Origin of the sequence: Phyllobacterium sp. P30BS-XVII, from assembly GCF_014138335.1 — a bacterium.
Lineage (GTDB): Bacteria > Pseudomonadota > Alphaproteobacteria > Rhizobiales > Rhizobiaceae > Phyllobacterium > Phyllobacterium meliloti.
The window spans coordinates 20,338-41,857 of sequence record NZ_JACGXO010000012.1 but is presented as its reverse complement, the minus strand read 5'-3'; the positions used below and the strand labels follow the sequence as shown (position 1 = coordinate 41,857).

16 protein-coding genes and 1 riboswitch are annotated in these 21,520 nt (G+C 54.6%); of the genes, 9 read left to right on the top strand and 7 right to left on the bottom strand.

Annotation, left to right across the window (positions count from 1 at the left end):
• Window positions 1-186 precede the first annotated feature (186 nt).
• From FHW17_RS23755 to FHW17_RS23725, 7 genes are all read left to right on the top strand, one after another.
• Window positions 187-1,692, top strand: a complete 1,506-nt coding sequence (locus tag FHW17_RS23755; protein WP_210276011.1) for a DUF6212 domain-containing protein — start codon at window positions 187-189, stop codon at window positions 1,690-1,692.
• Window positions 1,682-4,369 (top strand): glycosyltransferase, encoded by a 2,688-nt coding sequence (locus tag FHW17_RS23750; protein ID WP_182510954.1) that lies wholly within the window; start codon window positions 1,682-1,684, stop codon window positions 4,367-4,369. Before FHW17_RS23755 ends, FHW17_RS23750 begins: the two co-directional genes overlap by 11 nt.
• Window positions 4,370-4,397: 28 nt before the next feature.
• The gene (locus FHW17_RS23745) at window positions 4,398-5,573 is read left to right on the top strand and encodes a polysaccharide pyruvyl transferase family protein (protein ID WP_112529374.1); all 1,176 of its coding nucleotides are present in this window, start codon (window positions 4,398-4,400) and stop codon (window positions 5,571-5,573) included.
• Between the two features lie 46 nt (window positions 5,574-5,619).
• Window positions 5,620-6,795, top strand: a complete 1,176-nt coding sequence (locus FHW17_RS23740; protein ID WP_112529372.1) for a polysaccharide pyruvyl transferase family protein — start codon at window positions 5,620-5,622, stop codon at window positions 6,793-6,795.
• A gap of 42 nt (window positions 6,796-6,837) precedes the next feature.
• Entirely contained in the window at window positions 6,838-7,953 is a 1,116-nt protein-coding gene (locus FHW17_RS23735; protein ID WP_182510953.1) for a glycoside hydrolase, read from the top strand.
• On the top strand, window positions 7,950-9,134 hold the full coding sequence (locus tag FHW17_RS23730) for an SGNH/GDSL hydrolase family protein (RefSeq protein ID WP_246707012.1): 1,185 nt from the start codon (window positions 7,950-7,952) through the stop codon (window positions 9,132-9,134). The genes FHW17_RS23735 and FHW17_RS23730 overlap by 4 nt, the downstream gene beginning before the upstream one ends.
• 81 nt (window positions 9,135-9,215) lie before the next feature.
• Window positions 9,216-10,433 carry an adenylate/guanylate cyclase domain-containing protein gene (locus tag FHW17_RS23725; RefSeq protein ID WP_182510952.1) on the top strand — a complete coding sequence of 406 codons (1,218 nt, stop codon included), beginning with the start codon at window positions 9,216-9,218 and terminating at the stop codon, window positions 10,431-10,433.
• Between the two features lie 65 nt (window positions 10,434-10,498).
• On the opposite strand, the gene FHW17_RS23720 is transcribed toward FHW17_RS23725, so the two are convergent.
• From FHW17_RS23720 to FHW17_RS23710, 3 genes are all read right to left on the bottom strand, one after another.
• Window positions 10,499-10,642 carry a hypothetical protein gene (locus tag FHW17_RS23720; RefSeq protein ID WP_162700433.1) on the bottom strand — a complete coding sequence of 48 codons (144 nt, stop codon included), beginning with the start codon at window positions 10,640-10,642 and terminating at the stop codon, window positions 10,499-10,501.
• Between the two features lie 157 nt (window positions 10,643-10,799).
• The gene (locus FHW17_RS23715; RefSeq protein WP_182510951.1) at window positions 10,800-11,636 is read right to left on the bottom strand and encodes an oxidoreductase; all 837 of its coding nucleotides are present in this window, start codon (window positions 11,634-11,636) and stop codon (window positions 10,800-10,802) included.
• A 167-nt stretch (window positions 11,637-11,803) separates the two neighbouring features.
• Window positions 11,804-13,093: an amidohydrolase family protein gene (locus FHW17_RS23710; protein WP_182510950.1), complete on the bottom strand. Its 1,290-nt coding sequence runs from the start codon at window positions 13,091-13,093 to the stop codon at window positions 11,804-11,806.
• 268 nt (window positions 13,094-13,361) lie between these two features.
• Here FHW17_RS23710 and FHW17_RS23705 point away from each other — a divergent pair, with 268 nt between their 5' ends.
• Window positions 13,362-14,426: a nucleotidyltransferase domain-containing protein gene (locus FHW17_RS23705; protein WP_112529361.1), complete on the top strand. Its 1,065-nt coding sequence runs from the start codon at window positions 13,362-13,364 to the stop codon at window positions 14,424-14,426.
• A gap of 40 nt (window positions 14,427-14,466) precedes the next feature.
• Here FHW17_RS23705 and gcvP read toward each other — a convergent pair whose 3' ends face one another.
• The 4 genes from gcvP to FHW17_RS23685 form a co-directional block, all read right to left on the bottom strand.
• Window positions 14,467-17,265: an aminomethyl-transferring glycine dehydrogenase gene (gcvP, locus tag FHW17_RS23700; protein WP_112529457.1), complete on the bottom strand. Its 2,799-nt coding sequence runs from the start codon at window positions 17,263-17,265 to the stop codon at window positions 14,467-14,469.
• Window positions 17,266-17,275: 10 nt separating this feature from the next.
• Window positions 17,276-17,644 carry a glycine cleavage system protein GcvH gene (gene gcvH, locus FHW17_RS23695; RefSeq protein WP_112529359.1) on the bottom strand — a complete coding sequence of 123 codons (369 nt, stop codon included), beginning with the start codon at window positions 17,642-17,644 and terminating at the stop codon, window positions 17,276-17,278.
• A 5-nt stretch (window positions 17,645-17,649) separates the two neighbouring features.
• Window positions 17,650-18,753 carry a glycine cleavage system aminomethyltransferase GcvT gene (gene gcvT / locus FHW17_RS23690; RefSeq protein WP_112529357.1) on the bottom strand — a complete coding sequence of 368 codons (1,104 nt, stop codon included), beginning with the start codon at window positions 18,751-18,753 and terminating at the stop codon, window positions 17,650-17,652.
• 150 nt (window positions 18,754-18,903) lie between these two features.
• A riboswitch (glycine riboswitch) is annotated at window positions 18,904-19,000 on the bottom strand.
• A 130-nt stretch (window positions 19,001-19,130) separates the two neighbouring features.
• Window positions 19,131-20,138, bottom strand: a complete 1,008-nt coding sequence (locus tag FHW17_RS23685; RefSeq protein WP_113097612.1) for an adenylate/guanylate cyclase domain-containing protein — start codon at window positions 20,136-20,138, stop codon at window positions 19,131-19,133.
• Between the two features lie 372 nt (window positions 20,139-20,510).
• On the opposite strand from FHW17_RS23685, the gene FHW17_RS23680 reads away from it, so the two are divergent.
• The gene (locus FHW17_RS23680) at window positions 20,511-21,515 is read left to right on the top strand and encodes an LLM class flavin-dependent oxidoreductase (RefSeq protein WP_182510949.1); all 1,005 of its coding nucleotides are present in this window, start codon (window positions 20,511-20,513) and stop codon (window positions 21,513-21,515) included.
• Window positions 21,516-21,520 lie beyond the last annotated feature (5 nt).

Here is a 21,520-nt window from a genome sequence, read left to right as displayed (position 1 = left end):
GCATGGGTTTTTTTGCACTGCACACAAAGTATAACTAAACTATTTCGAATTTTGAAACAAATCAAATCCATATCTGTATTATAATTTACTATAGATCAAGAGCATATTCTGTTGACATTACTCTATTGATATTTTCTCATAAAGGGAGACGCAGTTCGCATCTGCACAATCGACCAACTACACTGGATGTCTATTTTGAACACATCACTGCCCACAGCCGTTGATCGACAGCCTCGCCGAAGCCGCTACGCGATTGCTTCCACCCATGATCAACAGCTGCTCGAATCTTCACCCCTGGCCGATTTCATTGTTTTCGTCGAGCCGGAATCGGATCAGGTGCGCCTCCTCAACGCCTTCCCGCTGATTGGCGTTGCCGCTTCGGATACCGGGGCGACGGAGTTAGAGAACGCTTTGAAGCGAATTTACCGGTTCAAGACTTTGCCCGAAGTGCCGATTGTCCGGCTTGATCCATCGACGATTGCCACGGAAGCAGCACTCATAGCGCAGGTGCTTGAAAGCGGGATAGATCGTCTCACCAACCACGTGACAAAGGTTCATACCGAGCTTGTGATGTTGCGCCGGGAACGGGAAACACTGTTCGAGAATTACCGCGCTATCGAAAATGCCTTTCATGCACGCAACTGGGATTCTGTTACCGAAATTTTTAGCCACACACCAAGCGTCGATCCAAAAGACGAGGGTTTCGCAAATCTTTTGCGTGAATCAGAGATCGAACAGCTTTTCCCGGTGTCGAGCTACGCCGTATCGGGCTTTGCCCTGCATTTCCGCGGCCTCCCATCCGGCCGGTCTGGCCAATTGATCGTCACTCTCGATTATGTGGAAAATGGCGAAGGCATTGCCGAATGGCTGGTTCCCTACAGCAGCGTTGCTGCCGATTGGAACTTCTTCTCGCTGCCAAAAGCCTGCGATGGCGGGCACCGCACCTTGCGGCTGAGAGTATCGGCGACAGGTGGTGTACCGCCAGAGCTTTCCCTCGGCAATGTCATCACGAACGAGCGTTATGCTGCAAGAGCGCGCATACCCCATGCGGATCTCGATATGCGGCCGCTTGCCTTCCGCGTCTTTACCGGTCTGCCGGGCGTGCGTCCTACATCCTTGCCGAATGTCTTTGTGCCTACCTCCCTGATTGCGGGAAGGCGCGTGGAAGATTATCGCCTGCCGGTGGAACTGCTTCGCGGCGTTACCAACGTTTCGGTAAGCACTATTGTGCCGGATTTCCCCACAGTGCGTTTCCTGGAACACGAAGATGCAATCGTGTGCCACCCTCTTGCCGAGGGCATTACGGCTGGTGCTATCCGCCGGGTCATATCACCGGGTACGGTGCGCATTTCGGCGCGTGCGCTCATTGATCATCCGGAAGGTAAGCCCGGTGCTGTCGGCTTCCTGCTGACAAGCTTGTCGGCTGACATCAAGGGAGAGATAGCAGCGCTCGGACGCCCGGGCGAAAAGCGCCCCACGGCACTTTTCAGCGGCTGGACCGAGATCACCGCAATGCAACCGGCTGATATCAATTTCATGCTGGATACAGCAACCACCCGTGCGATGGACCTCGTCGTTCTTAGCAAGGCTACCGCTGGTTCGGTCGATTTCTCCTGGCTGAAGGTATTCAACTTCCGGCTCGTCAAGCATATCGAGGCTCGTCCAGTCCAGGAGATGGCCAATGCCCGATAAATCTCAGGACCTGATTGCCATTGCAATGCCACTCTATGGCCATGCAGCACTCGTTCCTGAGGCGCTTGAATCTGCACTGGCATCCGTAACAAAATTCCGCATTGCCATTGTCGTATCGGTAGATGGTGATCCCCGGCACGAAGTCTTTGACCAGCTCGCACTTTATGCGGCAGCACACCCCGAAATCCATGTGATCTTCGGGGAAAATGCCGGGCCGGGCGGCGCGCGCAACCGGGCGATTGACTATATTCTTGAAGAATTGCCCGAAGCAAAGGCAGTATATTTTCTGGACGCAGACAACCGCGTTCAGCCATATACTGTGGATACACTTTACCGCCGTCTAGCTGCGAGTGATGCAGGCTGGATTTACACAAACATTGATACATTCTCGGTCAACTGGCGCGCCCACTATGGCGACAGCTATTCGCGTCTCATTCATTGTATCACGGACAATATCTGCGATACGGGATCGATGATTTCGCTGGATGTTTTCAAGAGCGGCATCCGTTTTGATGACGACCGCCAGAATGGCTTTGAGGACTGGGAATTCTGGCTTTCGGCGATTGAAGCAGGCTTTGTTGGCCAGCCATGCCATGACACCGGTTTTGAGTATCGCCTAAGAGCCGAAAGCCGCTTTAAGGAAGCAAATCGCGACCGGTCCGCATCCATCAATTTCCTGCGCAAGCGACACAAGGTTCTGTTTCGACGTCCAACTTTGGTTGGTTTCGAACATGAAGAATGTCCGCGCTATGCGCTCATTCGCACGGGCGAGGGGACACTCAGCACCTTCAGCGATCCCACGCAAAAGCCGGGAGAGGTCGCATTTGACGATGCGATCCGCGCTTTTTGGGGAAGCGTCGGCGAGCCCGACAATTTCCACTTTCCGCCCTTCGTTGCCGCCTGCAGCAGCGAGACATTAAAGCTGCTTACGCGCTCGCGGCTTCTGCCAAATATTCTTTGCCATCTCGAACGGCTTGCAGAAAAAACCAACATTGTCTTTGTTGAACTTGGCAATGTGGATTCAGAGCGGCGCATTGATTCCGAAATCATGTCGTCGGGCACCCATCAGGGTCCGGCTGATCTGATCTTCGTTTCAACGAAGCTCATCCAGAACGTCATTGATAATGACGCGCTCGACTGGTTCTCGTCCATTGGCAGCCAGCAATTATGGCCCACCTCATCGCGGGTGAAAATTCGCTTCCCGTTTCCAAAGGCGCGGCAACGCCGCTCGCTGGCACGGCCCGAACAGGCGCTGCTCAATCTTGTTACCGCCATTGCGACCAGCCCGCTCAAGCAAACAGCCTCGACACGCTGGACATGGCGCCCGCGCCGCTTGCCTGCCCTGTCAGAAATGTATCAGGTCTTGCGCAAGGAACTTGGCGGATCGCCAGTCCTGCCGCTCGCCCATAATGCCGGCAAGCGAAAGACGGCTGCGGTGCTGGTTCCCAATGCCTCCTTTGGCGGCGCTGAAAAAGTTGCCTACGCTGCAGGACGCGAGTTGAAACAGGAAGGTTTCGAGACCCACCTTTTTGTGCTCGGTTCAAGCCGGATGGATGTGCTCGATGAGTTCGATCAGGCTTTCGATTATGTGCATTTCTGGAAAGACGGCATTCCGGCATGGGGTGATACCAATCGCTTCCTTGGACAGGATTTCATCACCGAGGATCATCCTCTCGATTGGGAAGGGTTACGCGGACAGCTTTCCGGGTTTGACCTGATCGTCAATAACCACGTCATGGCCGCCCATCCGCTCATGGGGAAACTCCGGTCGGAAGGCACGCGCACAGCCTGTTATCTTCATGTGGTGGATGAGACGGTGTTCCGTCGCCGCGCCGGGCAGCCCTATGCCGCCATCGCGTTTGAACACGCCTATGACGCATTCCTGACCTGCTCCGAACAGCTGAAAACTTATCTGCACAGCTTCGGTGTGCCATTCGAGAAGATATTCGCTGTACCGAACGCGGCCAGTTTTTCAATCGATACAAAATTGCGCACACAGGTCACCGCTGCGCGTAAAACGCAGCAACCGGATGAGCCGCTTCGTATCCTCTACATGGGACGACTGGACCGCCAGAAGGGCATTGACCGGCTGTATGATGCCATCTTCAAGCTGCGCGAACGCGGTATTGCCTTTGAAGCACAGGCCATTGGCGGCGAGATTCTATCCGATGATCCAAGTTCCTCCTGGATGGCGAGGCTCAAAGACGCCGGCGTCAAGGTTTCACCGCCGGTTTTCAGCGGCAAGGACATCGCGACCCATCTCGCTTGGGCAGATGTGCTGTTGATGCCATCCCGATGGGAAGGTGCGCCTTTGATGATTGCCGAAGCACAACAGCTCGGTTGCGTGCCCGTGGCGACGGCTGTTGGCGCTGTCGATGAACTGATCGTTCACGGGCTTGATGGCATTCTCATCAAAAATGCCAATGACGCCCAGATCGTCTCTGATATCGCGCGGCTGCTCACTATTCTCGCACAGGATCGCGGAGCCCTTGCCCGCACCGCTGAGGGTTCACTCGCCAGTGCATCCCGTCGTTCCTGGACCTCGTCTTTTGCCAGCTTCATTGCCTGGTGCAACACAATCGAACCCGCAATTCCAGGTGAACGGAATGCGACCACGCCCGAAATCACAGAGGAATTCAATGTAACCGCCGAGCTTCCGGGCCGGGCAGTCGCATGATGATCAGCAGAAAGGTTTTGTGAACCCCATGAGCCCCAGAATTCTCCTTACCGGCATCCCCGGCCACCTGACACGTCTCATTCAGAGAGCAGAAGATTCCCGTGTCTTTTATTCGGAGAAACAGCCGCAGCCGGAAGACAAGGAAGCATACCTGCGCGAACTCAAGAATATCAGCAATACGGGGAACTACCTGATCGGGGAAGGTGCGCTGCGCGCGCTGTCGCCAGACGCTACCCATATTCCATTCTGGCACCTCTACAACGCCGTCAACAACGGTACGGGTCTGGACGCCATCAACAAGCAATTCGACATCTGCGTCTTCACCTGCGCCAATCTTCTGCGCAAGAGCCTGTCTGCCGATGCGGAAGCGCAAGTGCTGTCCAAGCTGGATATGCCTGTCGTCATGCTGGGCATCGGCATTCAGAACCGGCCAGACCTCGAAGAGTCCTTGCCCGAGGGCACCCAGCGTCTGCTGCAAGTCCTGAAGGAAAAAGAACATTACTTCCTGACACGCGGCGATGAGACAGCCGCGTACCTCAAGGATCAGGGGTTCTCATTCGTGAGGCCTGTTGGTTGCCCGTCGATGTATTTCATGCCAGCCAATGTGCGCAAAGCCATTCGCCGTCTGCCCGATGTGAAGGTAGGCGAGGGACGCACCGTGTTCACCGGTTACATGGGTGCAGCGCTTGATACGATTGGTGACATGAATGCACTTTCGTCCGACGATGGACGTTCGGCCTATGTCATTCAGGACGAGCCCCTGCATTTTGACATGCAGATTGAACCGAACGAGGATGGCCGCGTCTACGATTCCACCTCGGGTGAGATGATCGGGGACCTGACATTCAAGGGCTCCGAAGAGCTGAAAAAGAAGATCAAGGTTCATACATTTTTCGACACGAACCAATGGCGCGCCTGGACATCGTCCATGGACTTCTCCTTTGGTCGGCGTTTCCACGGCAATGTCATTGCGCTTCAGGCTGGCGTGCCAAGCCTGATTGTGGCCGTCGACGACCGGATGCGCGAAATGCTGAACTTTTCCGGGTTGCCGAAAGTCGAGGCCAATGACCTCAATTCTGCAAATGACCGCTCGGCATTCATCTCTGACCATTTGGCTGAGATGAACATTCCGCAGGTCATCGAAAAATACTCTGACCGTGAACGCAGCTTCCGCTCGGTCCTAACCGAGATCGGCATCGGATAACTCCCATATCCGGCGCCTTGGAAGCTCCAACATAAGATGGACGAACATGCGAATAATGATCACAGGCATCCCATCATATCTGATGCGGACCGTCGACAGCGTTTCCGGGGCAACGGTAAAACACCGGCCCTATTTCGAAAACATCCGAACAAAAAAGGATGTCATCGATCAGGTTAAGAGGATTGCCAATACGGGCAATTATCTCATTGGCGAAGGCGCTGCCAACAGCGTCCGCGGCCACGATGTTACCTATATTCCGTTCTGGCATCTGGCCAACAGCATTCACTCGCCGGAAACCTATGCAAGGTTGAACGAGAGCTTTGACCTGTGCCTGTTTGCATCGGCCAATCTGCTGCGGCCCGGCTATGCGGCTGCAACGGAATCCCACGTGTTTGAACTTCTCAACATGCCAATCGTCATCATGGGCATCGGCATCCAGAAGAAGGAAAATCTCAAGGCTGAATTGCCCGAGGGTACGCAGCGCTTTCTCAACGTGCTGAAGAAGAAGGAAACCTTCTTCCTGACGCGCGGACATTTTACGGCAGAGTTCCTGAAAGCCGAGGGTATGAAATATGTGCGTCCGACCGGATGCCCGTCGCTTTATTTCGATCCGGCCCAGATGAAGCGTTCGCTGAGCCGTCTGGCCGATCCGGGACTGGCTGAATCTCAGAAGATCGCTTTTGGTGGTTATCTTGGCAGCGTTCCCGATACGATCGTCGATGCCCATGCACTCCTGCACAAGGACAGTACGGCAAGCTATGTCATTCAGGACGAAGTAATCGTCTACAACATGAACATGGTCGGTGAAGACACCACGCAAGCCTACGATCAGGCGGCAAGCCGTATCACGGCACCAACTGAGTACAAGCATGCGGAAAAATGGCAGCGTAAGCGCGATTATCTGGTCTTCTTCGATACACATAAATGGCGCAGCTGGGTATCGGGGCAGGATTTCTGCTTTGGCCGCCGCTTCCACGGTTCAATCATCGGCATGCAGTCGGGTATTCCGGCACTGATGATCGCTGTCGATGACCGTATGCGCGAGATGCTCGATTTCGTCGGCTTCCCGCACATCGAGGCGTCGGTGTGGAATCGCGAGCCACAAAAGAAGGCGTTTCTGCAGGACTTCCTCTCGAAGATTGACGTTCCGGCGGCGATACATCGCTATTCCGAGTGCGAAGCTAATTTCAACGGCGCTTTGAAAGATATCGGCATCCGATAATGAGGCTTTCACCGGCGTCCAGCATATGGGAGGCATGAAACCATGACGTGGCGATTGCAATTGCGTGGGCTTTACGCCGGTGTTTCCTTTGCTGTGGCAATGGCTGTTGCGGGCAGTGTGCTCGCAACGCCATCGCAGGCAACAGAAGACGCACGATTTGGTGTGAACAGGGTCAACCTTGCCTGGCTTTCGGCACCGGAACGGGAAAAAGTGCTCGACCTCATGGTCAAGAGCGGTGTGGTTGCGGTGCGGTTGTCACTAACCAGGCCGATTGACCAAAGCATTGACGCAATCCGCGTGGCCCATGAAAAGGGACTGGCAATTCTTCTTGAAATATCCCTCAACAATGCGGCTTTCTACCCCCAAGGTACCAAACCGCGTTCCGGACTTGGCCGGATATGGGATATGTACCGGCTTTCCGATATTTCGCCAGATCAGTTCCGGTCTGTGGTGGGTGATGCCTTGCGCAAGATTGATGCGCTGAAAATTCCTCTTGTCGCAGTTGAACCCGGTAATGAAATCAACTGGGGCGCCTATAATGGCGATCTTGAGGTGAAGCCCAAGGCCAAATCGAAGACGGCGCGCGTCTTGAAAGATCTTGATAACTTGACCGTTGTCGAGCAAGGCGCTGCAAAATATGTCCAGCTTGCTGCTGTTGTTCGTGAAGAACTCAAAACCACCAAGTACAGCGCCAATGCCAAGGTTATCTCGGCGGGTCTTTCGGACATTCCGTTTGCTGACGCTGACAGGCGCGGGATCGATAGTGTTGACCTGACCATCTTTACCAATCTCCTGCGCGAGCATGGGTTGGATAAGGTGGTGGATGGCTACGGGATACATATCTATCCGGGCAGCAATGGTACGCCAAAAACGCGCGCAGACCATATCAGTCAGGCGCTGTCGATCTGCCGATCAGAGCCGGATGGCAAACCATGCTGGATCACCGAATGGGGTTTCTCGAATACGTCAACGACATGCCCCGCCAATGACGGTTCGCGCGAACTTCTGGTCGAGACAGCGCGAAACCGGTTCGAAGAACTCATGGGAACGGGCCGCGTGGCAGCGGCCTATTATTTTGATTGGGACGCAAAGGGATATGGGGTCTGGCGTTGCGGAGGACTTTCTCCTGCGGGCAAGGCAGCAGTGGTGGCACCATGAAATTAAAAACCGTAGTCATCGGCGGCTCCAACACCGTCATGTTGCCAGGCTATTTGCCGTCGCTTTTGTCAACGATGGCACGGCGCGGCATTGAGCTTGACGTTGTAGCCGACCTCGCCGTCGGCGGCACCACCAGCGCCTTTGGGCTTTATCAGCTCAAGATTTATGACCAATTGGCTGATTGCGATCTGTTGCTGATCGAATATGCACTCAACGATGCGTTCGTTTACGGCGACGAGCGGCGGCCGTTCCGTCATTGGGCCAGATTCTATGAGGGCATTATACGCTATGCTCTGGAGCAAAACCCCAACTTGCGCATTGCAACTCTTATCTTTGGCGCACGCAACGGTTCGTTCCTTAACGCCGTTCCGTCCATCGATGCGGGTATCAATTACATCTCGCAGTGCTACGGGACCATATGCGTGGACGTATCACGCAATCTCATGCAGCGCTTGGGCCGTGATGTTGTCGGCCACGCCAGTTTCTATTCCGATCAAGGCCATTACGCCCGGCCTGTCGCGACAACCATTGTTGCCAACCTCATCGCCGATGAGTTGGAACCCGCATTGCAGCGTCCGGTCAAGGCCGCCGCCTTGCCACCGCCCATTGATCCGGAACACTTCGCCGGGGCACGCGCCCTTGATGGCGTCCAGTTGAGCAAAAGGCTTGGCCGGGTTCCAGTCGAATACAGCAATCGGCGATTTTCTATCTCGGCTCTGGATTTGGGCGGCGACCGGTTGCGCTTCGAGGTGGACAAGGGGCAGCTTCTGGCAATGGCCTATGTGTGCGAACCGCGCATTCCGCCGCTCGATATCCGTTTGGGTAACGATTTGCATCGGGCGGCTCTGCTCAAGGGCGGCGTGCGTGACGGGACCTACAAGTTCCTGGTTTCCATGCTGAGCTTTGAATTCCTCTACGGCACAACGCTTCTTGAGCCTCCGGCAACTCTTGCGCTCACACTTGGCGGCGGCACTGCTGGAGGCGAGCACAAGCTGCATGTTCCAAAAGATAGTATCCGCCATGAAACGCTTCCGGCTGAACCGGCATTGCCAATCAGTGGCATTCTCTTCACCGGCAATCTGAAGGTCTGCGCTATCGAAAAGACCACGGATGGCGAAAAGCCGGCACCAGATCTGCCGACACCCCCGATGAAGCTGGAACCTGTAACAGCGGGCAACTGAATCCCGGCACCGGAACGGGACTATCTTTGTCAAACGGCATGAACGTGATACCCGTTCAGCACTCATGTGAGAGCGGGAATCATGATTGAAGCCGATATCGTTGCAATTGAAGAATGGCTTGACGCTCAAGGATTGGCTGGAGCCAGCGAAACCGAACTGCTGAACGGTTTTTGTGCGCGCTGTTGCGGCCTCGGTATCACACTTGAGCGCGCCCTGGCGTTTGTCGATACGCTGCATCCGATTTATGAGGGCAGGGCATTTCACTGGCGCCAGCGCGAGGAAGTTGAAAAGCCTGTCATTGAGTACGGTTCCAGCACCCAGGGAGCGAGCGCGGAAAGCTGGCAGCGAACCACGTTCTATCATCTGTTACAGTCAGGCGAAGATTCGCTCCGCCGCCGTATTGGCGAAATGGACGAGCCGGGCTTTGTTCATCTTGAGAACCTCAAGGCTGAAGGACTTACCGATTATCTGGCGCTGATCAACCGCTTTTCAACCCAAGGCAGTATCGGCGAAATGGATTGCTTCTATTCGCAGTGGTCTACCGCCCACACCGATGGGTTCAACGACAGCGACATCGCAACATTGAAGCGTCTCGTGCGGGGCCTTGCCATTGCCATCAAATGCGCCTCGCTGGCGCGGATCGTGCGGACAATTGCCGAAGTCTATCTCGGTCATGATGCAGGTGAACGCGTTCTGGCAGGGCGTATCAATCGCGGCGCTGCCGACCGGATCGAAGCCGTTCTGTGGTATTCGGATTTGCGGGATTATACCCGTATCTCCGATGCTGCTGGACCAGATGCGATCATCCCGATGCTGAATGATTATGCTGATGCGGTGATCTCATCCATACAGGAAGCGGGCGGTGACGTATTGAAGCTGATTGGCGACGGTACATTGGCTATTTTCACCGATGGTGGTTCGCAAACCGCATGTGTGGCCGCCCTGAAGGCGGAAGCGCTGTTGCGCAAGCGGCTTGTTGCTCTTAATGAGCGCCGCACGGCAGAAAAACAGCCTGTTACCAATGTCTATCTTGGCGTCCATGTCGGCGAGGTGTTCTTCGGCAATATTGGCAGTGATACGAGGCTGGATTTTACGGTCGTTGGTCCTGCCGTGAACGAAGTCAGCCGCATCGCTTCCATGTGCCGTTCGGTCGATCAGGACATTCTGATCTCCGACCGCTTTGCCGTGTTTCTGCCGGAAGGACTCCGGTCCAAACTGGTTTGTGTCGGACGCTTTGCCCTACGCGGTGTTGGCCGTGCGCAGGAACTCTTCACTCTTGATCCGGTTGAAAGGCACTAAAAAACCCGCAATGCCAAACATTGCGGGTTTCCTCAACTTTCAATAGCGCGTGAAAAAGGCGCTGATTATCCGTTTAAATATCGCTTTGCCAGTTCCGCCATGTCGCGATCTTTCTTTGTCTTGATCGGATGGAACACGCGTGAAAGAAGTTTCAGCGTTGAAAAACTTGGCTTGAGATACGGTGAAAGGGTGGGGAGTTGGATGTTCATGATAAATATCCCTTTCTCTTTAAAGTGAATTGAATAGCGGGGTTTTATTCCCAGTCTGAATTTCGCACGGCGGAGAGGCGAGGCGGTAGACCAATCCAACGAGCTGCTTGCCTATTTCTCCGGGAAAATCGTGTTGATCTCTGGGCAGAAAAACGGCTCAAAAATTACCATCTGTAGAAATCGACAAAGATCGCCATTTATTGATCTCCGCGTGAACCGAATCCAGCTTTGTCGCGATGCCTTTGACTGCATCGGACCCTGCGACGTAACGCAGTGGAGGCTCTTTCGATGCAGCCAGCTCAACCAGAGCAGCACCCAGCTTTGCCGGATCGCCAGCCTGCTGGTAGCTATAACCGTCATATGTCGTGCGCCTCTCATGTAGGGAGGCCGTGTAATCATTGATGGCTTGCCTGCTATAACGGACGGAACTCTCGTCGAGAAAATCCGTATGGAAAAAACCCGGCTCCACAATCGTTACATGGATACCAAACTGGGCAAGTTCCATTGCAAGTGACTCTGAGAACCCTTCAACGGCAAATTTTGTTGAACAGTAGATCGATGCTCCAGCGAAGCCGATCATGCCACCCATGGACGAGAAGTTGAAAATCCGGCCTGATCTTTCCCAACGCATAACGGGCAGGACAGCGCGGGTCACATGAAACATTCCGAATACATTAGTCGCAAATTGCCGCTCGATATCGGCGGCAGGGTTTTCTTCAAAGTTTCCCAACTGACCATAGCCAGCATTGTTGACCAAAACATCCACACCGCCGAAATGGGTGACAGCAGCGTCCACCACTAAGTCCGCCTGATCGGGACTGGTGACATCCAGTTCCATGATTAACAGCTGTCCGCTTATACCTTCAAATGCTTTTTGAACCTGTTTACGGTTACGACCGGTCGCAACCACATTGTGCCCTGCGGCCAAGGCCGCCTTTGCAACTTCCGCGCCGATACCCCGGCCAGCACCGGTGATAAACCATGTCTTGCTCATCGTGCATTTCCTTGTGTGCTGAGATAGTGAGGCCTATGACCTCACCAGCACACAATAGGGGAGCAATCGGAGGAACGCGTAGACCGGAACTCCTGATGAATTGCACGATCCTCCAGATTTTTACGCTGCCCTGAGTTGCATAACCTTAATTATGGAACTGGCAAACTTTAGTTGAGCCTTGGAGCATAACTTGCCGGATCGACCGCATGAGGGCGGCCATGCAACGCGATCGTACTGACCCGTTTCGGTGTCCGTGCAATGGCTTTGCCCGACTTGATCACCACCAGCCGGGTGGCCTTGAGACGAATAGCCTCAATCGTATCTGCAGCCTGTAACAGAACCATGTCCGCCTTGCAGCCGACATCAAGGCCATAACCTTCAAGATTGAGTATCTTGGCTGGCTCCGTTGTTACAGCCGCGAAGCATTGACGCATCGCATCACGGCTCGTCATCTGCGCCACATGCAGTCCCATGCTGGCGACATCAAGCATGTCGGCCTGCCCCAGTGAATACCAAGGGTCCATCACACAATCATGTCCGAACGCGACGGTAACACCATGTGCAAGAAGCTCTGGCACGCGTGTCATGCCCCTGCGTTTCGGATAGGTGTCGTGGCGGCCCTGAATGCCGATATTGATGAGTGGATTGGCAATCGCCCCAACACCGGCCTCTGCAATCAACGGCAGCAGCTTGCTGACGTAGTAATTGTCCATCGAATGCATTGACGTCAGGTGCGAACCAGTAGAACGGCCACCCAGACCAAGGCGCTGTGTTTCATAGGCCAGCGTTTCGATATGGCGCGATAGTGGATCATCTGTCTCGTCACAATGCAGATCGATCATCAGGTCGCGCTCCGCCGCAATCTCGCAAAGCGCTTTGACGCTCGCTGCACCGTCCATCATGGTACGCTCAAAATGCGGGATACCGCCAACCACATCAACACCAAGATCAAGCGCACGTTTGAGTAGATCAACCGCGCCGGGATAGCGGTAATAACCATCCTGCGGGAAAGCCACAAGTTGCAGATCAATATAGGGTGCAACCTGCTTTTTGACGTCGAGGAGTGCTTCCACGCCCAGCAGGCGTTCATCGCAGATGTCAACGTGAGTGCGGATAGCAAGCAGCCCTTGCGTCACAGCCAGATCGCAATAGCGTAGCGCTCGCTCAATCACGGTGTCATGGGTCAGAAGCGGCTTCAATTCGCCCCATATCTGGATACCATCGAGCAACCGCCCGCTCTCATTAAGGCGTGGCTGGCCGAGCGACAGGGTTGCATCCATGTGGAAATGGCTGTCGACAAATGGCGGTGAAACCAGCAGCCCATCCGCATCGATTGTCTCCCCTGCCTCGCCGCCAAGATTGGTTTCGACGGCAACAATACGACCGGATTTGATACCAATGTCGATATGGGTGCGACCGTCAGGTAAGGTGGCATTCGTGACTTTCAGATCGAACATAGGATTCTTTCGACTCTTCCCGGATTGCTTTTGTGTCTAGTTAACAAACAAACTTCAAACTTCTGCAATGGGCAAACCATGCCATAACAAAAGCCATAATCGCGCATTGGAATAGAAATAATATTATCGTATTGAAAAATAAATGATTATCCCTATATAATTCGGATTCCAACGCACAAGGGATAACTCTTTGGAAATCAACTTCCTGATTCACCTCTATTGATATATTATCCCTGCTACGACAGAAAAACGATAATCTGGGGATAATATGAGTAAATTCAGAGAATTATCTTCAGAACAAGTGCGCCAATTGATTGATACGGAACAGGCCTATGATGTCTATCGGGCCAGTCTGAAGGAATATGAGCAACGTTTTTCCGGCTCGATGTCCTGGAAGAAGAGCACGAACGGCAAGGAATATCTCTACAAGAAGACGAACGGCATCTGGAAATCTCTTGGGGCCCACTCGACCGAGACTGAAGCAATCTTCGGGCAGTTTCATACTGGCCGCGAAGTCTCGAAAACCCGCGTTTCGCGCTTGGCAAAACGGCTGGATGAACTGGCACCTGTCAACCGGGCAATGGCGCTTGGCCGCATCCCGCTTCTGACAGCACGCATTATCCGCGCACTCGGCAAATCCGGTTTGATTGGCACGGCTGTCGACGTGGTCGGCACCAATGCGCTCTTTGCCTATGAACGTATGGCAGGCGTCCAGATATCAGGCGGACTTTTGTCCACCCAAGATGTCGATCTCTTATTCGACTCGCGTTTCAGTCTGCGATTGATCAGCAAAGACTTTTCGCACAAGGGCCTGATCGGGCTTTTGCAAAAGATCGATCATTCCTTCGCACCCATGGCCCGCAATGCTTATCGCGCCGCCAATCGCGATGGTTTCCTTGTCGATCTGATCAAGCCAACGCCAAAAGACCGCATGTCCACCCGCGAGAAGGCTCGTTTCAGTGCCGATGCGGAGGACCTTCAGGCCATCGAAATCGAGGGGCTGACATGGCTGGTCAACAGTCCGAAAATCTCGACTGTGGTCATCGACGAAAAAGGCTATCCGCTAGACTATACCTGTCCTGATCCGCGCGCCTTTGCCTTGCACAAACTGTGGCTGTCACGCCGGGCAGACCGCGATGCCGCCAAGCGTGTGCGCGATGAGATGCAGGCAAGAATTGTCGCTGGCCTGATCAGGACCAGATTGCCGCATCTATCCTTTGATGCCAATGATCTGCAGGCACTTCCACTGGCATTGCGGCAGCTTGCAGCTGAGCTTGGTCCTATACCTGATGATGATGCAGACGAAAGTCTGAGCCTCACACCGAACTGGTAAAAAAAGCCCCTCCCGGATGCTCCGGAAGGGGCGCTTTATCTTAGCTATATGCCTGCATGGGCGGGCAGGAGCAGACGAGATTGCGATCACCGGCCACATTGTCGATACGCGACACTGGCGGCCAATATTTCGGGTTCTCTTCGCTCTCACCGGCCGGAAGGCTGGCTTCCCTGCGGCTGTAAGGATGCGACCAGTCATCGGCCAGCACGTCGCCGGATGGGTGCGGTGCATTCACCAGCGGATTGTCTTCCCGTGGCCAAACCCCGCTGGCAACCTTTTCGGCTTCTCCGGCAATGAGGATCATCGCATCGCAGAAGCGGTCGATTTCCCGCTTTGATTCCGATTCCGTCGGTTCGACCATCAGCGTACCGGCAATCGGCCAGGACATGGTTGGTGCATGGAAACCATAATCAATGAGACGCTTGGCAATATCCTCGACGCTGATCCCGGCACTGTCTTTCAGAACACGGGTATCGAGAATGCACTCGTGCGCGACACGGCCATTACTTCCCTTGAACAGCACGGGATAGTGGCCCTTCAACCGCTCGGCGATGTAATTGGCGTTGAGAATAGCCATTTCCGTTGCACGTTTGAGACCCGCACCACCCATCATGCGGATATACATCCATGTGATTGGAAGGATGGATGCACTGCCGAACGGTGCCGCAGAAACCGCATGCTGCGACCCCTTGGCGACATGTCCGGGCAGGAACGGAGCCAGATGCTTCTTCACGCCGATTGGGCCAACACCCGGTCCACCGCCGCCATGCGGAATACAGAACGTCTTGTGCAGGTTCATATGACAAACGTCGGCGCCAATATCACCAGGACGGGCAAGCCCGACCAGCGCATTGAGGTTGGCACCGTCAAAGTAAACCTGTCCGCCATGCTGATGAATAACCGTGCAGATATCCTTGACGCCTTCTTCGAACACACCATGCGTCGAGGGATAGGTGATCATCAGCGCTGCAAGATTGGCACTGTGCTGTTCCGCCTTTGCCTTGAGGTCTTCAAGGTCAATATCGCCAGCCTCTTCGCAGGCCACAACAACAACGCGCATACCGGCCATATGGGCACTGGCCGGGTTTGTACCATGTGCCGATTCTGGAATGAGGCAGATGTCACGATGATCATCACCCCGGTCCAGATGGTAACGGCGAATGGCCAGAAGACCGGCATACTCACCCTGACTGCCCGCATTAGGCTGCAATGAGACGGCGTCAAAACCAGTAATCTCGGAAAGCCAGTTTTCCAGATCATCCGTCATGGACTTGTAGCCAAGCGCATGACCAGCCGGAGCAAACGGATGCACATTGGCAACGCTGTTCCAGCTGACCGGCAGCATTTCAGCTGCTGCATTGAGCTTCATCGTGCAGGACCCGAGCGGGATCATGGCGCGATCGAGCGCCAGATCCTTGTCCGCCAGACGGCGAAGGAAGCGCATCATTTCGGTTTCTGAACGCTGCTGATGGAAAACGGCCTGCGTCATGAACCCTTCGGCGTGTCTCTCACCCAGCAAGGTAGTCTTTGCCTCAGCGGGCAAGGTCGCGCCGAAGAGTGCAACCAGCGCCGTCAGATCATCTTCTGACGTTGTTTCATCGACTGTAATGCCCAACCGGTCCTGATCGACAATGCGCAGCAGACGCCCATTCTTTTCCGCCTCGGCTGCGATTGATGCAGCCTTGCCGGGAACAGTGACCGTAACAGTATCGAAGAAATGCGATCCGGCGAGGGAAAGACCAGCACTCGTGAGAGCCGCCGCCAATCGCGATGCCTGTGCATGCACGCCGCGCGCGATAGCCTGAAGACCCTGCGGACCATGCCAGATGGCATAAGATACAGCCATATTGGCGAGCAGTGCCTGTGCGGTACAGATATTGGACGTCGCTTTGTCACGGCGGATATGCTGTTCGCGCGTCTGCAAGGCAAGGCGGTAACCTGCCCGGCCCTTGCTGTCCACTGACTGACCAACCAAACGGCCCGGAATAAGCCGTGTCAGTGTTTCGCTGACAGCAAGATAAGCAGCATGCGGACCACCATAACCAATCGGCACACCAAAGCGCTGCATGGAACCGGCGGCAATATCAACACCTGATTTGGCAGGTGGTGGCGTGATTGTCAGAGCCAGCGGATCAGCAACTGCGATAACCAGGGCTCCGGCTGCCTTGGCTGCCTGAATAACCGAGCTATAATCGCCATAAACACCAAATGTATCCGGCCATGGAACGATGATTGCTGCGACACCCGTATCAATTTCGCCCTCGTCGACGGTCATCCCCAGCGGCTCGGCACGGGTTTTGACCACATCGACGGTCTGCGGATGCAAAGCACCTGCGATGACGATACGGTCCCGCTTTTCGCGATGATGGCGATAGGCAATGCCGACCGCTTCGGCAACAGCCGTCGCTTCATCCAGAAGTGAAGCGGATGCGACCGGCAGACCTGTAAGCTCTGTCACCAGCGTCTGAAAATGGAACAAAAGTTCGAGCCGACCCTGACTGATTTCCGACTGGTAAGGCGTATAAGCCGTATACCATGCCGGGTTTTCAAAGAGATTACGCAGGATAACGGCTGGCACATGGGTGCCGTGATAACCCTGACCGATAAAGCTCTTATGGGTCTTGTTTTGACCCATCTTGGCCGCGAGTTCCGCCAGAGCGTCAGCTTCGCTGGCCGCTTCAGGAATATCGAGCGGGCGATCAAGGCGGATCGACTTCGGCACGGCCTGTGAAATCAGGGTTTCCAGCGATGGAATGCCAAGGGCGGCCAACATGGCGCGCGAGCCTTGTATGCTTGGGCCAATATGGCGGTCAGCAAACGGGAATACGGTGTCTTTCATCATCATGCCTTCAGCCAATGATTGCTTTATAGCCAGCCTCATCAAGAAGGCCGGTCAACTGGTCCGGATTGGACAGCTTCATCTTCCACAGCCAGCCATCGCTTGCGGCGGCTGAATTGACCAGCGACGGATCGCTTGTGGTCGCATCGTTCACTTCGGTCACTTCGCCATCAATAGGCGCATAAACGTCAGATGCGGCCTTGACGGATTCAACAACAACGGTGGGATCGCCCTTGGAGAGGGACTGACCAACATCCGGCAACTGGACAAAAACCAGATCGCCGAGCTGATCCTGCGCGTGGTCGGTAATGCCGACTGTCGCAATGTCATTCTCGACGCGGACCCATTCGTGATCTTCGGTAAAGTAAGTGGCTGCCATCTCAATTATCCTTTGTGGTAGCGATGTGGAGTAAAAGGGAGTGAATGAATTTCCACGGGGATGCGGTTGCCCCGCACCTCAGCAAAAACCTTGGAACCCAGCGCAGATAAATCTTTGCTGACATAGCCCATGGCAACTGGGAAACCAGCCGACGGGCCGAAGCCGCCTGATGTAACCAACCCGATCTTGTTGCCATCGGCATCAAAGAGTTCAGCATCAGTGCGTACCGGCTGGCGTCCTTCGGGCTTCAAGCCAACGCGCTTCTTGGTCGAACCCGTTGCAATTTTGGCAAGGAGTGCCTCGGCACCGATAAAACCTGCTGTCTCGCGCACAGGCTTGGTGATAGCCCAGAGCAATCCGGCATCAACAGGGTCATAATCAGGGGTAATGTCATGGCCGTGCAAACACAGGCCCGCCTCAAGACGCAGGCTGTCGCGGGCGGCAAGCCCAACCCATGCAACACGATCATCGGCAAACAAGCGTTTAACCAGCACGCGCGCGTCTGCTTCGGGCAAACCGATCTCAAAGCCATCTTCACCCGTATAACCGGAGCGGCTCATAAACCATCCCGGTTTCGGTTCAAATCCATGCATGAAAGCAAGTTCGGTTCCGGCAATACCGGCATCGCGCAGCACATTCACGGCCTCAGGTCCTTGAATGGCGAGGAATACCCGGTCCAGCGCATCGATCTTGCAGTCAAATCCCTTGGCCACACCGCGTAGGTGCGCTTCATCCGCTGCCGCATTTCCGGCGTTAGCAACGACCATGAAATGCTCGTCGCCCAAACGGGTGACGATCAGATCATCGAGAATACCGGCTTCATCATTCAGGAAGAAGGTGTACTTCGATTGACCCGCCTGCAACGAGGCTGCATCAAGTGGACAAGCGCGCGAAAGCAGCGCTGCAGCTTCAGCTCCAGCAACATCAAACAACTGCATATGCGAGATGTCGAACAGGCCAACCTTCTCACGCGTGTGCAAATGTTCCTTCATCACACCAAGCGGATAGGTGATTGGCATAGACCAGCCCGCAAAGCCGCCAAAGCGCGCATTTGCGGCCTTATGCAGATCATCGAGCGGCAGTTGTTTCAGATTTTCTTCAGTGCCCATTTTTACTCCAGAGACGTGCAAAGACCTCCGCCATAGAGCGGAACATTTCTTTGCCCCTCTGTCGGAAGCCTGAGAGACTCGCCCAGCCAGGACCCCTGACTGAACTTACACCTTCGGCGCGGAGTTTCCCCCGACTTTCCAGAGTTGCCTTCCCGGTTTGCGGTTCCTGGTACCTGAGAGATTTCGGGCGATTTCCCCTTCGGTGGCCTGCATATTTCTATGCACGACACTCTCCCGCAAACTGACAGGGCCGAAGCCCTCGACAGCCCGGACCATAGCGCAACGGCCTTTGCCTGTCATCGTGCAAATGGCCAATTTGCCGCTTTGTGGACAGAAATTGTCTGAATGAGAATACTCGCAAGCTGGCTAGCAGACCGTCACCGCGTCAGGGCGATCACCCCAAGTGCCTGCCCCCTACCCTTTACGCCGTGCAAACCCAGATAATCAGCTTTGATTTCATTGGATAAACTCATGCGCTGTGCCAAATCAGTTGAGATCAAAACCGGTGCTTCCAGTGTCCGGCAAAGACTTTCAAGGCGTGCAGTCGTATTCACCGTATCGCCAAAATAGGTGATCTTGTGATGATCGACTCCGATTTCGGCTGTGATGATGGGGCCTCCATGCAGCGCGGCACGCAAAGCTGGAACCTGTCCGAATCGCTCCAGCCATTGAGCCGTGTTCTTTTCGATACCATCCAGAATATCAAAGACGCAGCGCACGCAGCTTGCGTCCTTGATGCCGCGATCGATCGGCCAGGTGATGATGGCCGCGTCACCGACATAATCATCAATAGCACCATGATGACGCCTGACCGGCTCGGCAAATGCAGCGAACAGTGCGCCAAGAAACTGCTGAGCCCGCAGATCTCCATGCTCTTCGGCAAAAGTTGTCGACCCAACCAGATCAATGAACAGAAATACGCGTTCTTCTGCCACCGGCTGACGGTAGCGGCTGATGAGAAGGCTCGCAAAAATATCCCGGCCCAGCAAATCCCGTACCCGCAAGATGAAAATCATGATGCTCAATACACCAAGCGTATAGAACAATACCTGCGGTGAAAGGATCGCGGCCTGCCAGAATGTTCCGTTGAGCCATCCGAAGTACCACAGAATTATACCGCAAACGGCATTACCAAAACTGATCAACACGTAGTCGGCAATCAATGCCGTCACGAGAAAGCCCGCCGTCGGCAATGTGTTTATCCATGCCCGCAGTTTTGGAAAGATAACGCCGCGCTCGAAAGCCAGGATCGGCGCACAAATCGAAAGGGCAAATATTGCGCCAATGTAGTAGCCCTCGCTGTATACTATCAAACTGTAGAGATAGCCGCTCGCGGCAACTGCGGTAAGCACGCATATCCAGAAGCCGATCGAATTTCTGCGCATGCCCCGCTCCCATCTTATTCAAATTGTCAGAAACCTGTCTCAAGGCGCGATTCTAACGTCATTCCCTTATGCCTCACTGGACCCGTATTAGCCCAATAGACAGATGCTATAGCCTGTTATCCATTTGAAGAATTCATTGATAGACCAATACAAGTCACATCCCCATGTCGCGTGCAGTATTTCGGCTTGCAAAGGTCCCACGTTGAAATTTACCCAATGAAGCAAAGAATATTAATACAATTTCCCCGCTGATTTTTAGCAAAGCGTTCTTTGACGCTCCCCCAAATTCGGGAAAATCTACTGCCTCTGAAACGGAGTCCCGGCGCCTGACGGTGATTTGCGGGTCCAATCACATGGAGGCCATACCCCAAAATGGGCTATGCACTGAGTTTGCTCGATAAAAGTCCAATCCAAGATGGCGAGACGGCCAGCACTGCGCTGAAGCGTACAATCGAGCTTGCCCGTCTCGCCGAACAGTGGGGTTTCCACCGGTTCTGGGTTGCCGAACATCATGACACACCTGCTTTGGCAAGTTCCTCGCCTGAAGTGCTGATTGCCTTCCTGCTCGCCAACACAACACGCATTCGCGTTGGATCTGGCGGTGTCATGCTGCAGCACTACAGCCCTTACAAGGTGGCGGAGAACTTTAATCTTCTCGCTGCTCTTGGACCCGATCGCGTGGATCTTGGCGTCGGAAAAGCGCCGGGCGGGCTGCCCTATTCGACCCGAGCCTTACAAGGCGTCATCCCCCGGTCCGAAAAACAGGACTTTGCTGCACAATTGGCACAGCTCGGCGCATTCCTTGCGAAGGGTCTGCCCGAGAGTGATCCACTTGCCGGTGTGCGGGCAACGCCGCTCCCTACGGTGGCCGCACACCGCTTCCTTCTCGGCGCCAGTGTTGACAGTGCTGAGCTTGCTGCCGCCCAAGGTTGGGATTTTGTCTTTGCCAGCCATTTGAATGGCGATGAAACAGTGCTGCAACAGACACTCGATGCTTATCGAAAGAAGGCTCCAGATCGCTCACCTTTACTGGCAGTGGGCATTGTAGCGGCCGAAACCGATGCGGAAGCCGAGCGTCTCGTGGGCAACATCCAGCATTTCAAGGTTCATGTCGAAAACGGCCAGAGCGTCACCGTCGGCAGCGTCGAGCAGGCGGAGGAATACGCCCGTCAGGCAGGCGCTACCAATTACCGGATCGAGAAGAAGACGCCCAATGTCCTGCGTGGTTCAGCGCATACGGTTACAGACCAGCTCGAACGCCTGCATAGCCGCTACGGCATAGGCGAATTCATCATCGACACCCCCATCAATGACGCCGCGAAGCGCCTCCGGTCCATCGAACTTCTGGCCCAGGCACAATTCGCTGCTGCTGCATAATACGG